At 65.7% G+C, this 13882-nt stretch carries 16 protein-coding genes; all 16 read left to right on the plus strand.

The features are described from left to right. Window positions 1–50 precede the first annotated feature (50 nt). The 16 genes from ABGT83_RS11035 (at window position 51) to dnaB (ending at window position 13880) form a co-directional block, all read left to right on the plus strand. Window positions 51–2150 carry a hypothetical protein gene (locus tag ABGT83_RS11035; protein WP_346687155.1) on the plus strand — a complete coding sequence of 700 codons (2100 nt, stop codon included), beginning with the start codon at window positions 51–53 and terminating at the stop codon, window positions 2148–2150. A 1-nt stretch (window position 2151) separates the two neighbouring features. Beyond that, the gene (locus tag ABGT83_RS11040; RefSeq protein WP_346687153.1) at window positions 2152–2766 is read left to right on the plus strand and encodes a hypothetical protein; all 615 of its coding nucleotides are present in this window, start codon (window positions 2152–2154) and stop codon (window positions 2764–2766) included. A 183-nt stretch (window positions 2767–2949) separates the two neighbouring features. Further along, window positions 2950–3705 (plus strand): hypothetical protein, encoded by a 756-nt coding sequence (locus tag ABGT83_RS11045; protein WP_346687151.1) that lies wholly within the window; start codon window positions 2950–2952, stop codon window positions 3703–3705. 153 nt (window positions 3706–3858) lie between these two features. Further along, window positions 3859–4917, plus strand: a complete 1059-nt coding sequence (locus ABGT83_RS11050) for a carboxypeptidase regulatory-like domain-containing protein (protein WP_346687149.1) — start codon at window positions 3859–3861, stop codon at window positions 4915–4917. After that, window positions 4917–5441 carry a hypothetical protein gene (locus tag ABGT83_RS11055; protein ID WP_103265818.1) on the plus strand — a complete coding sequence of 175 codons (525 nt, stop codon included), beginning with the start codon at window positions 4917–4919 and terminating at the stop codon, window positions 5439–5441. The genes ABGT83_RS11050 and ABGT83_RS11055 overlap by 1 nt, the downstream gene beginning before the upstream one ends. 1 nt (window position 5442) lies before the next feature. Beyond that, on the plus strand, window positions 5443–5982 hold the full coding sequence (locus ABGT83_RS11060) for a hypothetical protein (protein ID WP_103265817.1): 540 nt from the start codon (window positions 5443–5445) through the stop codon (window positions 5980–5982). 26 nt (window positions 5983–6008) lie between these two features. Further along, a complete protein-coding gene (locus ABGT83_RS11065; protein WP_103265816.1) occupies window positions 6009–6416 on the plus strand; it encodes a hypothetical protein in 408 nt (135 codons plus the stop codon). Further along, on the plus strand, window positions 6404–6760 hold the full coding sequence (locus tag ABGT83_RS11070) for a hypothetical protein (protein ID WP_346687147.1): 357 nt from the start codon (window positions 6404–6406) through the stop codon (window positions 6758–6760). The genes ABGT83_RS11065 and ABGT83_RS11070 overlap by 13 nt, the downstream gene beginning before the upstream one ends. Continuing rightward, on the plus strand, window positions 6757–7767 hold the full coding sequence (locus ABGT83_RS11075; protein WP_346687588.1) for a peptidylprolyl isomerase: 1011 nt from the start codon (window positions 6757–6759) through the stop codon (window positions 7765–7767). The genes ABGT83_RS11070 and ABGT83_RS11075 overlap by 4 nt, the downstream gene beginning before the upstream one ends. A gap of 206 nt (window positions 7768–7973) precedes the next feature. Beyond that, a complete protein-coding gene (locus tag ABGT83_RS11080; protein WP_103265814.1) occupies window positions 7974–8465 on the plus strand; it encodes a MarR family winged helix-turn-helix transcriptional regulator in 492 nt (163 codons plus the stop codon). Between the two features lie 690 nt (window positions 8466–9155). Beyond that, window positions 9156–9695: a hypothetical protein gene (locus ABGT83_RS11085; protein ID WP_103265813.1), complete on the plus strand. Its 540-nt coding sequence runs from the start codon at window positions 9156–9158 to the stop codon at window positions 9693–9695. Window positions 9696–10593: 898 nt separating this feature from the next. Continuing rightward, window positions 10594–10887: a 30S ribosomal protein S6 gene (gene rpsF / locus ABGT83_RS11090; RefSeq protein ID WP_103265812.1), complete on the plus strand. Its 294-nt coding sequence runs from the start codon at window positions 10594–10596 to the stop codon at window positions 10885–10887. Window positions 10888–10945: 58 nt separating this feature from the next. Beyond that, window positions 10946–11401, plus strand: a complete 456-nt coding sequence (locus ABGT83_RS11095) for a single-stranded DNA-binding protein (protein ID WP_103265811.1) — start codon at window positions 10946–10948, stop codon at window positions 11399–11401. Window positions 11402–11422: 21 nt separating this feature from the next. Next, entirely contained in the window at window positions 11423–11683 is a 261-nt protein-coding gene (gene rpsR / locus ABGT83_RS11100) for a 30S ribosomal protein S18 (protein WP_103265810.1), read from the plus strand. A 15-nt stretch (window positions 11684–11698) separates the two neighbouring features. After that, a complete protein-coding gene (rplI, locus tag ABGT83_RS11105) occupies window positions 11699–12256 on the plus strand; it encodes a 50S ribosomal protein L9 (RefSeq protein ID WP_103265809.1) in 558 nt (185 codons plus the stop codon). Window positions 12257–12467: 211 nt separating this feature from the next. Beyond that, on the plus strand, window positions 12468–13880 hold the full coding sequence (gene dnaB / locus ABGT83_RS11110; RefSeq protein ID WP_103265808.1) for a replicative DNA helicase: 1413 nt from the start codon (window positions 12468–12470) through the stop codon (window positions 13878–13880). Window positions 13881–13882 lie beyond the last annotated feature (2 nt).

Consider the following 13882-nt stretch of genomic DNA (forward strand, 5'->3'; position numbering starts at 1 on the left):
CAAAATAGATTGCCTCACGGCAGTTCTGGAATCGACTATTCAAGGATCGCATGGGAAAGAAGAAGGACAAGAAGAAGGGCATGGACATGGAGGCGAAGCTCGTCGCGGCTAACCGCATGGCGCTGGCCGCGTTCGAGGCGGCCGACGCCCTCCAGCGCCGCGCGCTCGAGTCCGGCTCGGGAGTCGAGGAGGCCACCGACGCGCTGCGCTGCGCACTGGAGGCGCTCGGCGCCGTGCAGGCGGCCGACTCGCGCCCCCGCGACGAAGAGCTCGTGCGCAGCGCATTCAAGCGGGCGAAGGCCGTCCTCAAGCGCACCGAGGCCCTCAAGGCCGCCGCCGACGCGCAGCCGTCCGAGCCGCTGAGCGTGGCCGAGCCTGCGAGTGCAGCCGCGCGTGTGGCCGAGTCTGCATGCGTGGCCGCGCGTGTGGCCGAGTCTGCGGAGGCGGGGCCCGCGCGTGCGGTCGAACCTGCGAGCATGGCTGCGCGTGCGGCCGAGCCTGCTCCTGAGTTCGCCCCGACTCCCGTGCAGGCCGCCGCCCCGATCCCCGCGCCGATGCCCGCGTTCGAGCCCGAGCCTGCTCCTGCCTCGACCCCCGTGCAGGCCGCCGCTCCTGTGCCTGCTGCGAGAGTCCCCGAGTTCGAGCCCGCCTCGACCCTCGGGGATGTTTCACGTGAAACATCCGTTCGCGACGTGCACACGGCTCCCCTCCCGGCTCCCGTCTCTTCCGGCCGTGCTGCCATGGCACGGCGCATCGCGCTTGCCGCCGTCGAGGCCGCCGAGGCGGCGAGCCAAGGCGGCCTGCCGCAGGCACCCGCAACGCTCGACGCCGCCCGCGCCGCCCTGGCCCTTGCCGACGCTGCCGCGCGCGCCGAGGCCGCCTCCACCCCGGACATGGAAGCCCTCGCGCAGGTCGCCCTGGCCTCCGCCTCGCGGGCCTTGGCCGACGCCCAGTCGCTTGGCGGCCCCGTGCCCGCCCCGCGCCCGGCCCCCGTCCGAAACGCGCAACCCGTGCCCGCCCCGCGCCCCGAGCAGACCCCGGCTCCCGTCCCGAGGCCCGCCCCCGAGGCTTCCGCGCACGCGCGAGAGCATCGGGCGATCGATCGTTGCGCCGTCGCATCCGCCCCCGTGCATGCGCCTGCGAGCGCCCCCGCCCCCGTGCATGCGGCGCCCGCCCCCGCGGCCCCCGCCCCCGTGCGCGTGGCGCCCGCCCCGCGCCCCGAGCAGGACCCGGCGCTCGAGGATGTTTCACGTGAAACATCCGTTCGCGACGTGCGCACGGCTCCCGGTTTCGTACCCGCTCCTGCTCCCGGGCCCTCCGGCATGCCGGCTGCATCGCCGGATGAGCCCCTGCCGGCGCCCGGGACGCTGCCCCTCTCGGCGAAGGAGCGGAAGCGGCAGGCCCGCGCCGACGCCCGCGCCGCCAAGGAGCGCGCCGCAAAGGAGCGCACCTCGGCCCGAAAGGCACCTGGCGCCCAAGCCGTTTGCGATCACGAAGCCGAAGAGGCGCAGGCCAAAGCCGCCCGCAAGGCTGTGGTCCCTCGGGCCGAGGTGGGCGGGAAGGCCGCCGAACGCCCCGGCGCCCCGACCGTGCCCGCGCCCGTTGCATCCCCGGCTCCTGCCGCCGCGGCTTGCGCGCCCGAGCAGAAGCAGCCCCGCGCGGCGCGCAACGCGTGCATCGCGCTGCTGGTCTTGCTCCTGCTGGTGGCGGGGCTCGTGGCGGCCGCGTGGCTGGGTCTGTTTCGCCTGCCTGCGCCCGTGCAGGACCGCATCGATCTGCTGCCTGACCCCCATGCAGTCTCCGGCCGCCTCAACGCTGCCGACTCGCCGGTGGCCCCCGGCAGCTACCGGCTGGTGGTGAACCAGATCCCCACGTCGCAGGGCCCCGTCAACGTCGTGAACGTGGAGTTCGAGAACCCCGCGCAAAACGAGTACTCCGCCCGCATGGACGTCTACCTCGACGACACCGGCGAGCTGGTGGGCTCCACCCGCATGGTGGCGCCGGGAAGCTACCTGGAGGATCTGGCCCTCGCGGCGGATCTGGCCCCCGGGACGTATCGGGCCACGGCGAAGGTGGGCGTCTATTCCGGCGCCACGCAGGTGAACACGATGTCGGCGGCCCTCGAGCTGCGCATAGAAGGATGGGACTGACATGGACGAGAACCGAAGCGAAACCCGGCATCCCGCGGCCCCCGCGCACGCCGCCCCGACAGGCGCCCCCGCGCCCGCAGGCGCCCCCGCGAGCCCCGCGCCCGCAGGCGCCCCCGCGAAGAAGTCCCAGCGCAAATGGGTGGTGCTCTCCATCCTGCTTCTGCTGCTCATCGCGGCCGGCATCGCGCTGTTTTTATGGCTGACCTCCCCCGATCCGAACCGCGACGGCATGCTGCCCGACGCCAACGCCCGCGTCGGCTCGCTTTCCGGCGATTTCGAAGACCTCGACAAGATCGTCGACGAGGGCATGCTCACGTTCTCCATCAACGTCACGCCGTCGTTTCCCGACGGCGCGAGCCCGGGCAACCTCATGATCGAGAATGCCGAGATCAACAACAACCGCTTCACCTGTGCGATCTACCGCAAGGACAACGGCGAGAAGATCTACCAGTCGGGATACCTCGATCCCGGCCAGTACATCGAAAGCGCCCCGCTCGAGGCGGATCTGGAGCCGGGGGAGTACCCCTGCACGGCCTACTTCGAGACCTACAAGCTCTCCGACAACGCCCCCATCGGCCAGGCGGCCGCCGAGATCACGGTCTACGTGCAGGGATAGGGGGCGTTGCATGGAAAGGACGACGCATCTGTGGCCCGCAGGGGCCGGCCCGCCCGGCGCAGGGCGCGAGCCTCCCGGAAAAAGGGAGGTGGTGCGTCTGGCATGAGCGGGACGAAGCGGCACCGCGCCGCACAAGCGAAGCCCCGGCAAGGGGAGAGCATCTGCAATGAAGGAGGAAGGTATATGAGAAAGACGAAGATAGGGGCCCTCGCGCTAAGCGTCGCCCTCGCGTCCGCGATATGCGTGCCCACAACGGCGCTCGCGGCGAACTACAACGGATCGGAGCAGGCGACCCAAGACTCGACGGGCACCAAGGCCGAAGACGACAAGACCATCGGCCTCGACGGCACGGAAACCACGCTCACCGGCACCATCAAGGCCACCACGCTGTCGGTGAGTATGCCCACCACCGTGGCGTTCAACGTCGACCCCGGCGCGACGGCGGGTGTCGCTGACGCCGCGGCAGGCGACACCGGCTCCGGCGCTTCGACCACCTCAAACAAGCACGGCCAGTTCACGAGCCCCACGAACTACAAGGTGAAGAACCTCTCGCGCGTGAAGGTGTACGCCTACATCTCCGGTGTGGCCGCGACGTCGGCTGCCACCCCCGGCACGACGGTGACGCCCGACCTGAAAAACACCGCCCCCACCTACACCGCGTCGAACCGCGATCAGATGATGATCGGCATCAAGTCCGTCGCCGAAGCGCCGGCCGACTTCAGCACGGACACCGACTGGCTGACCACCTCGACGACGAAGTACTATCCGTTCAACAAGGACAACAAGGGCGAGATCGAGGCTTCCACCGACGGCACGACACCGAAAGAATCCGACGCCATGATGATCTACGGCCAGGTCAACCCGGCCGGATGGACCGACGGCGACTCTTTCCAGATCAAGCCGACGTTCACGGTGACCTCCACCAAGCCGACGGTCTAGCTTCTGGCTCCGAGGCGTTCGAAACCGTTCGGGCGGCGAGGGATGTCCCCTCGCCGCCCGCTCCGAAGATGCCCCGCGTAAGGCATTTGCACGATCAACGGCCCCCGGGACGCCCCGGGATCCGGCTCCAAGCGACTGAAAGCAGGTAGAACCATGACCAGGCAGGCAGAAGGAACGGCGCGGACGGCCCCGGCGAGCGGGCTCCGCGCGGCGGCGAGACCGCTTCTTTTTGCGTGCCTTGTCGCCGCGCTGGCGGTACCGCTCGCATCGGGTGCCCCTTTGCAGGCCCTGGCCGCCGACGTGGATGTGGATGTGGACGCGAAGGTGGAGGTGACGGTCGAGGTCGAGGTGGACGCCCCCAAGCCGCCGGCCGTCACGTACGCGGCGAAGGTGCACGTGCTCGACGTTTCGGGGCGCCCCGTCCCCGGCGCGTCCGTGACGGTGCAGGGCGGGTCGTCCTCGCAGACCACCGGATCTGAGGGGGATGTGCGCGTGTCCGGCCTGTCCAAGAACGCCTCCTACGCGGTGTCCGTGTCGAAGGCGGGCTACCGCACGTTCACCGCCCGGTTCGTGTGCCACGGCCTGGCCGGCGAGGTGTGGCATGTGGTGTTGCACAAGCCCGCAGAAGACCCCGGGCCCTCGCGTGAGCCAGACGTCGGCGGCGAAGACGACTCGACGCGGCCTCCCGCGAACCCCATGCCCACCGTGGACGTGCGCGACGGCGCATCCAAAACCGCCGACGATGCCGCCGCGCCTGGCGATGCCGCCGCGCCGCATAGCGCGGGATCGTCTGCGCCTGGCGCAAAGAAGGGTGATGCCGCGAAGCCCGGCTCTTCCGCCTCCGATAAGTCCGATGGGTCCGACGAGGGCTCGGCATGCCCCTGGCCGTGGCTGCTCGCGGCGCTGCTTGCGCTGCTCGCCTTAGTCCTGTTCGTCATCCTGCTTGTCCGCCGCAAGAAGCGCGACGAGGAAGAGGATCCCGAACCCGACACCCCCGGCCCCAACACCCCGCAGGCTGACGCCCCCGGATCGCCCGACGCCCCCGAGGCCCCGCAGGCCGGATCGCCCGACGGCTCGCAGGCTGACGCCCCCGGCCCCGACACCCCGCAGGCCCCCGAGGCCCCCGAGGCCCCGCAGGTCGGATCGCCCGACGCCCCCGCCTCCGGCCCCGAGGCCGCCGCCGGCGGCGGATCGCGGAAAGAGAGCAGCTGATGGCCGCGCCCTTTCCGCACCCGCCCGACGACGCCCGGCGCGCCCGGCGTGTGCGCATCGCCGCGCTCGCCGCGCTGCTGCTGGCGGTGGCGCTCGCGTGCGCGTGGTGCGCTCTGCACGATCGGCCCGACGAGGACATGGAGAGCAACATCGTGGTGGGCGCGCTTTTCGGCGAGGAGGATTCGGAAAAGGATCGGCGCGCGCTCGACGAGGGCATGATCGGCTTTTCCGTCAACACCCGCATGGCGTTCGAGACCCCCTCGTCTGAGGGCGCCGTCATGTTCGAGAACCCGGCCGGCAACGCCAAGTACACAAGGCTCAGGCTCGTGCGCGACGACACCGGCGAGGAGGTGTACGCCACCGGGCTGCTCCAGCCGGGGACCTATGTGGAGAAAGATGCACTCGACGCCATGGTGCCCACCGGCGAGTACGACTGCACGGCGCTGGTGGAGGCGTACAGGACAGACGACAAAAGCTACATCGGCACGGTGGCTGCCGGAGTGAAGGTGAAGGTGGGAGGCTGACATGGAAAGACTGACGTACAGGGCAGCGCCCGGCAGGGTGATCTGCGCGGCGGCCGCGCTCGCGCTCGCCTGCGCCGCCCCCGCGTTCGGCGCGGAGGCGATCATCGACCGCGACGGCGCGGCGGTCGAGACGGTGCTCACGGGCAAGGTGGGCGAGGTGGAGGACGTCATCAGCGTGGTGCTGCCCTCCAACATCAAGATGACCATCAAAACCGACGAGGAGGGCCGCCTGGACGAGGCGGGCACGCGGGACGTGAGCGTGGCCGTGGAAAACGAGAGCCGCTCCACCAAGGCGGTGCGTCTGGCGCTCTACGAGACCACCGACGACCAGCGCCTGCTCGATGAGGTGGTCCTCTCCCTCAACGGCCAGAACATCAAGCAGGCCGTGGGCGGCGCTTCCGGTGAGGTGCTCCTCACCGGATCCATCCGGCCCGGGGAGGCCGATACGCTCACGATGTCCGCCTCGCCCATCGGTCCCGCGCAGACCATCAGTGCGGGCACAAGAAGCGTCCGCACCGTCATCAAGGCGACAGTTTCGTAAAGCGCGTTTGAAAGGAGCGGACAGACATGGCTCGCACGGATAGGAAGACGCTCGAGAGGACCAGGATGCGCGTGCTTGCGTACCTGGCCGTCCGCGCGGAGGAGAACTCCGGCCAGGGCACGTCCTTCGGCCTGATGACGCGCTCGCTCGCGCTCACCGAGGGCCGCGTGCGCAGCGCCTGCCGGGCGCTGCAGGGCGAGGGGCTTATCGTGGTGGAGGCGCGCTTCGACGAGGACGGGGGCCAGCGGGCGAACCGCTACGTCCTCACGAAGGCCGGCTACGAGGTCCTCCAAGACGAGATCGACGCCGCCGCCCGCAGGCTCGAGGTTCGCCCCGGGCCCGTCGAGGCCCGCAGGCGGGAGGGCCCGCGCCGCGACGAGGCTCCCCGCAAGCCGGACGGGCGGGATGTGGGGCGACGGCCGTGCCGCGAGTGAAGTCGTCGGTGTCGGCCGGGCGCGAGCTGGCGGTCCTGGCCTGCGTGCAAGCGCACCTAGACGGGCCGCGCGGCGCGGTCGTGTCCATCGCGAACGTCGCCGCGAAGACGGGGCTTTCCGCCTGCCAGGCGCGCTGCGCCCTGCAGCGCCTCGTCCGCAAAGGCGCGCTCGACGCGACCCGGCGCACCCACCCCAACGGCGCCTCGGCCGAGAACTCCTACCGGATCACCCGGGCCGGCCTCGCCCTGCTCGAGACTGCCGAGCACGCCGCCGGCTGCGAAGGGCGGCCCATCCCGAAAACACAGGGGGGACTTTCCCCGCACGAGAAAGGAAACGTTTTATGAAAGCATCGAATCCCGCCCGCACGGTGATCGCGACGGCGCTTGCCCTAAGCTGCGCGATCGGGCTGGCTGGCTGCGGCGGCGCCGCACCGGCCGCCACCGTGAACGGGACGCCCGTCGCCGAGGAGACCGTCGCCGCCTACATCGACGACTTCCGCGCGACCTCGTCGCTGGAAGACGACGGCGCATGGGCCACGTGGCTGGCCGACAACGGCTACACCCCGCAATCCGTCCGCCAGGAGGTGGTGGACTACTACGTCGACGAGGAGCTGGTGCGCCAGGCGGCCCGCGAGCGCGGCGTGTCGGCCGACGCCGCCGAGGTGGACGAAGCCGTGCAGAAGGCGAAGGAGGGCTACGAGTCCGACGAGGCCTGGCGCGAGGCGCTCGCCTCCTCGCACACGACCGAAGAGGCCTACCGCGCCCAGGTGGAGCTCTCGCTTCTCAAGACGGCGCTCGCCGACTCCTTCGCCGAGGCCGCCGCACCTGACGACGGGCAGCTGCTCGAGCGGGCCGCCGGCTACGACGGGGCCAAGCGCTCCTCGTGCATCCTGTTCGCAGCCGATGGCGCCGACGAGGCGCAGCAGGTGCGCGCCGCCGTCGAATCCGGCGAGGTCCAGTTCGCCGACGCCGCCGACGAGCGCGCCGCCGACGAGGGTGCCGCCGCCGGCGGCGACAGGGGATGGGACGCGCTCTCGCCGGTGGGGGAGGCCTACGCCGAGGCGCTGGCCGGCCTGGAGGCGGGCGAGGTAAGCGAGCCGTTCGAGACCGAAGAGGGCGTCTGCCTCGTCATGTGCACCGATGAGTTCGACATCCCCGAAGGCGGCCTGACCGAGGTCGGCCAGGTTCCCGAGGCCCTCCTGGAGGCTGCGCGCGCCTCCTTCGAAAGCGAAGCCTCCGACGGCGGCTACCGGGACTGGTTCGCCGATTTCAAGTCGAAGGCCGAGATCGTCGTCAACGACATGCCCGAAGACGCCTCCTACAACGTGGAGGTCCCCCAGGAATCCGAGTAGCCCCTCGGGCCCCGTGGGCCCGCCCGGGAGGGCACGGGACGGGCCGCCCTGCCCGTGCTCGGGGCCGCGGCGTCCTGGGCCGACTGGTTCTCGGGCCTGAAGAGTGATTTTCTTCTCGTGAATAGGCGCATACCCGTGCTCGGGGCTTATAGTGAATGCGAGACGGGCAAAGCGAAGATATGCGCACATCGAAGAAGGAGTCCTCCATGAATGAAGCGACCGCCACATTGAACCAGCTCAAAAAAGCCGACAAGTTCGTACGCCGCACATTTCACAAAAACGGGCCGAAAAGTTTCAAGAAGGGTCAGGGAGCGCTTATGCGCGCGCTGCTTGAGCGCGACGGCGCTGCTACGCAGCGCGAGTTGGTGGATATCATCGGCATCAGCAGACGCGATCTAAAGGATATCGTCAAGAAGGCCGAGCGCAACGATTTCGTCGCCATTGAGGGCGCCGACGCCAAGCGCACCTACATCGTGAAGCTCACGGATGAGGGGCGCACTGTCGCGGAAAAGCGTCTCGCAGCCAATGACCGCACTGCCGAAGAGATCCTTTCGTGCCTCACTGAAGAGGAGATAGCCCAGCTCAATACGATCACTGAGAAGATTATTCTTGCAGCAAAGGATAAAGGCATCAAATGCAAGAAGAAGGGTCGTCGCGGGCATCGCTCCTGCCACCGCGGCTGCCATCGCCATCACTAGGCCCCAAATGTAGCGCATCGTTATCTGCGACGAAGAATCCCCCGCCTTCTTGGCTTGAGGAGAATCAGCGATCTGTGTTCTGCAGCTTTTATTCTTGACGTGGGTGCGGTGGCAAATAATCGTCGAATTCGGGAAAATGGAATCGGGGCAGCGAAACCGCCTCGGTGGTTCTCCCTGCAAAAATGCCAGATCGGGAGAATTCCTTTCTCATTCTCGCACGCCTCGCGCTCGATCGGGGTGCGCGAAGTCTTCCGCATCCCCATCCTATGATTATCTGCTATTTGGAGTTTGTTCGCTGTACGAGGGAATGTCTGCACGGGTTCTCCTGTGCGTGGAGTTGGTTTACCGCCCGTTCGGTCATGTGCGTCGAAATTTGAAGATACGCCGAATAACCGGGCTTTCTTCTGCGTGCGAAGTACACCAACCCCTACACTGATTGGCAACGAAAAGCGTGGCACCGGATGCTGTTCGGACCGATGCTCGTGCGCTTCGCCACTTGGCGAGCGAGTGGTATCCCGAAATGCTCCATGCTCGGCGCGCCGCTCGTTTCCGCGTTCGGCATGCCTGTTCCATCTGGGCCGCTGTCGATCAGGAAAGCATGGAGCCGAAACCGGGTTCCTGGCACGCGCGACCGCTCCGGGGACCGATGTTGTCCGGCGCCGCGCTCACCGCAATTGAAAGGACGAGGCTATGGCCGATCGCGTAGTAGAAAGCTCCGACGTGCAGGTTCCCGAGATTCCTGAGATTTTGGAGAAGGTGCTGCTATTCTCGCTTGAAGAAGCGAAGGAGAAGATGCTTCAGGGAGAGGACGTGATCCCGTACACGGCGCTTGTCGTGAAGGACAACCTCTTCATTGAGAATCATCCCGGCGAGACAGCCGAGGAGTGCTTCAACTTCGCTCGCCATACGGTGCAGAATGCGCGAGGTGCGGACGCCTACGCCCTGTGCTACGACGGGTACGTCGAGATCGACGATGGTACGAAGGATGCGCTCATTGCCGAGGGCGGCGTGCCCGGCGAGGACGAAGGTTATGCCGTCGGTTTTCTGTACGAAGCCGACGAAGACGGTGCGCTTGTCTTCGAGGAAGAGCCTGCCTACATCGGCGAGGCTCCGAACTTCATGGTCGCACTCAAGAGCGCCGACGCTTACGACGATGACGAGATTGACGAGAAATACCTCGACGACGAAGACGACGCTGTCGAAGACGATGCCGAAAAACCCGAGGCCTAGCCACTGCATCGCCACCGCAGGCCTCCGAAACCCGACCTTCGTTTTCGCGCCTGCGGTCGTTTCAGTTTGCTCCGCGAAGTTTGAAACGCAGGATGTTTCACGTGAAACATCCTGCGTTTTTGCGCTTCCTACGGTGGCGCTTCGTCCTGCTCGTCGACCACGGCACCGACTTTTTCGCAAAGCGCCCGCGAACCGCTGCTCGTCGAACAAGAGCCGTTCGCACGAACGTCGGTCGCACGAATTCCCGTCGCACGAAGGTTGACTACACAAACGTCAGTTGAACGAATTCGGTCGCACGTAGGTTGATTGAACGAACAGCGGTCGTAAGAATTTCGATTGAACGAAAGCTGCACGAACGTCGGTCGCACGAACGTCGGTCGAACGAAGGCTGAGTGCGCGGGGACTGGCTGTCGTGTTAGAAACACGTTGGACGCGCGCTGGATGCCCGTTAGGTGTGCGCTGGACATGCTTCAGGTGGACGCTGATTTCGCAGCATCTCGGCGGCGGTTCCGCGTCGGATGCAGCGTCCTGCCGCGCTTGACGTGCGCCATCGAAGCGCTGTTTGAGCTTGCTAGTATGGATTTGCGAAGTTCGGACGTTGGCTGGACAAGGCGTCGTCCCGCCGCCGCAACTCGGCATAGGGAGGCGGCGGGATGGACTCGGAACGCTGATACGAGATCGGGCAAGGATTCGGAACGCTGATGGGAGATTGGCGCAAAGGCTCGGGGGGTCGGCGAAGCGCCGGTGCATGAAGTGTGGCGAAACGGTGTAAAAGGATGAGCGGATCGGTTGCGGCTTACGTGTGCTCGCCCTTTTGCTAGAATAGTCAGGCTAATCCTGCCCCGGGTAGTGTGCCTTCACCAGCACCGGGGCCGTACAGTCCAAAGGAGGTGAGCTGATGAAGGCTTATGAATTGCTGTTTTTTGTCGCTCCGTCTATCGACGAAGAAACCCGCGCCGCCGTTATGAAGCGTATCGAGACCACGATCGCCGAGGGCGAAGGCACGATTGACAACGTCGACAACTGGGGCAAGCGCAAACTCGCTTACGAGATCAACGGTCTGACCGACGGTGACTACACTCTCATCGATTTTCATGCCGATCCCGCCAATGTTGCAGAACTCGATCGAATCCTGCGTATCAACGACGCGGTCGCGCGTCACATGATCGTCAAGCGTCCGGATCGCGATTAGAAAAGACGTTTCGGGCCCGAAGCCTTTCGGGCCTGGCATGTGAGAAGAGGTAGACAACATGAGCATCAACAGAGTGATCATCAGCGGAAACCTTACAAGGGATTCCGAGCTGCGCTCTACGGCCAGCGGCCTTCCCGTGCTCGGTTTCGGCGTGGCGGTCAACGACCGTCGCAAGAACCAGCAGACCGGCGAATGGGAGGACTACCCCAACTTCATCGACTGCACCATGTTCGGCGCCCGTGCCGAGAGCCTTTCGCGCTATCTCAGCAAGGGCACGAAGGTGTCCGTCGAGGGAAAGCTCCGCTGGAGCCAGTGGGAGCGCGAAGGGCAGAAGCGCAGCAAGCTCGAGGTGATCGTGGACGAACTGGAGTTCATGTCGAGCCGCAACAGCGATTCGTCGTCGTATGGCGGCGGCTATGCTGCCCCTGCAGCCGCTCCGGCTCCCGCTCCTGCGGCGGTTCCGCCGGTTGTCGATGCCTCTTCTTCGGTCTATGACGAAGACATCCCGTTTTAAGCGACACGAAAGAGGTTTGAAATGTCCGATTACGCGAAGCAGCCGCGTCGCAAGTACTGCCAGTTCTGCAAAGAGGACACGCAGTACATTGACTACAAAGACACGCAAATGCTGCGCAAATACGTTACCGACCGCGGGAAGATCAAGCCGCGCCGCGTGACGGGTGCCTGCACCCAGCACCAGCGCGACATCGCGAACGCCGTGAAACGCGCTCGCGAGATGGCTCTGATGCCCTATGCGGTTCCCGCCATCAGCGGCCGCGGCGACCGTCGCAGCCGCTAGGCGCAAGGAGGAACCATGAAAGTCATCCTGCTCCAAGAACTGAAGGGCAAGGGCGGCGAAGGCGACGTTGTCGACGTGGCCGCCGGCTTTGCCAACAACTATCTGTTCCGCCAGAACATCGCGATTCCCGCGACCAAAGGCAACCTGAAGCAGCTCGAGCAGCGCAAGCACAACATCGCCAAGCGCGAGGAGAATCGCGTTGCCGATGCCACCAAGATGAAGGAAACGCTTGACGGCGCCCTCATCAAGGTCGTCGCCCAGGTGGGTGACGAGGGCCAGCTGTTCGGCTCCGTGACGTCGCAGATGATCGCCGAGGCCCTCAAGGAGAGCACCGGTATCGAGGTCGATAAGCGCCGCATCGAGCTTGGCCAGGCTATCAAGACGGCTGGCGAGCATGAGGTGTCCATCTCCATCTACCGCACCATCAAGACGACGGTGAAACTGCGCGTTGTGGGCTCCGAAGACGAGCTCGTGGAGACGGTGGTCGAAGAGGACGTCGAGGTTGTCGAAGAGACTCCCGAGGCCCCCGAGGCCCCGGAGGCTGATGCTCCGGCCGAAGAGACTGCCGAATAGCACGATCTGCTCAAAAACGTTTTCCACCGCGCAAAGTTGTGGAAAACGTGGAAAACCCCCTTCGCCCTGATGGGCACGAAGGGGGTTTTCTTATGGCGGTGGATAACCGGAGGTGTTCGCTCGCGTCGAAAATAGGTGGCGACCTGCAGTTATTGTTGTTGTATCATAGGGCTTTGCCCTGCATCCCGCATATGCTGAGAGGAAAGAGAGCATGTCCCCGAACGCGCCTTACAACGCCGATTTTGCACCCGATGAGGCCACCGTCACCGACCGGCGCAAGATGGAGCCGCAGAACATCGAGGCGGAGAAGTCCGTGCTGGCGGCATGCTTGCTCAACCAAGAGGCTATCGAGGAAGTGGCGCCAAAACTGGTCAAGGAAAACTTCTATCGCGCTGCCCACCAGCGCATCTATGAGTCGATGATCGACCTGTACGTGCGCCACATTCCCATTGACCACATCTCGCTCGCCGACAACCTCAAAGCGATGGGCCAGCTGGAGGCGGTGGGCGGCAAACCCTATCTCGTGGAACTCGCCGACAACACGTTCGCCCTCACGAACTGGCAGAATCATGTCGACATCGTCAAGCGCACCTCCATTTTGCGCGACCTCATCCGAGCATCGACTGAAATAAACGCGCTCGCCTACGATGCGCCCGATGATCTGGGAGTGGTGGTCGAAGAATCCGAGAAGATTCTGTTCAACGTCACCGAAAAGCGCGTGTCCTCGGAATTCAAGAAGATGGACACGTTGCTCACTGACGCTTTCGACGAGATTACGAAGCTTGCCGAGCAGAAAAACAGCATGGCTGGCGTGCCGAGCGGCTTCCAAGATGTCGACGATTTGTTCCACGGCTTCCGTGGGGGCGACCTGGTCATCCTGGCTGCGCGCCCCGGCGTAGGCAAAACCTCGTTCGCCCTCAACCTGGCTACCAACTCCGCCAAGCTTGGCGTGACCGTGGCGTTTCTCTCCCTTGAAATGAGCGCAGCGCAGCTGGTGCAGCGTGTGCTGTGCTCCGAGGCGCGCGTCAACCTGTCGCGGCTGCGTGCCGGGCAACTGCAGGAGTCCGACTGGGGGGCAATCGCCGACGCGTCGAACACGCTCTCGAAGTTGGACATGTACATCGACGACACTCCGTCGCTCTCGATTCTGGAGTTGCGCGCGAAGGCTCGCCGTGAGTTGCGCGGCGCTGAAAAGGGCCTCATCGTGGTTGACTACTTGCAGCTCATGCAGCCGCCCCAGACGCGCCGCGACGGCAACCGCGCGGTGGAGGTGGGCGAGATATCGCGTGGCCTTAAGGTGCTTGCGAAGGAGATGGACATGCCCGTCATTGCGCTCTCGCAGCTCTCGCGCCAGGTCGAGATGCGCGGCAAGAAGCGCCCGATGCTATCCGACCTGCGAGAATCGGGCTCCATCGAACAGGACGCCGACATCGTCATGTTCATTGATCGCAGCATGGATGAGGTAGAGGCCGAAAGCGACGACCGCCCCAATATGGGCGAAGCCGAACTCATTGTGGCGAAGCACCGCAACGGACCTACGCGGGATATCAAGCTTGCATTCAACGCTGAGTTCACGCGCTTCATGGATTTCATCGACGATTCACGCGTGGGGGCCTATGCCTGATC

Origin of the sequence: Enteroscipio rubneri (genome assembly GCF_963929405.1) — a bacterium.
Classification (GTDB): Bacteria; Actinomycetota; Coriobacteriia; order Coriobacteriales; family Eggerthellaceae; genus Enteroscipio; species Enteroscipio rubneri.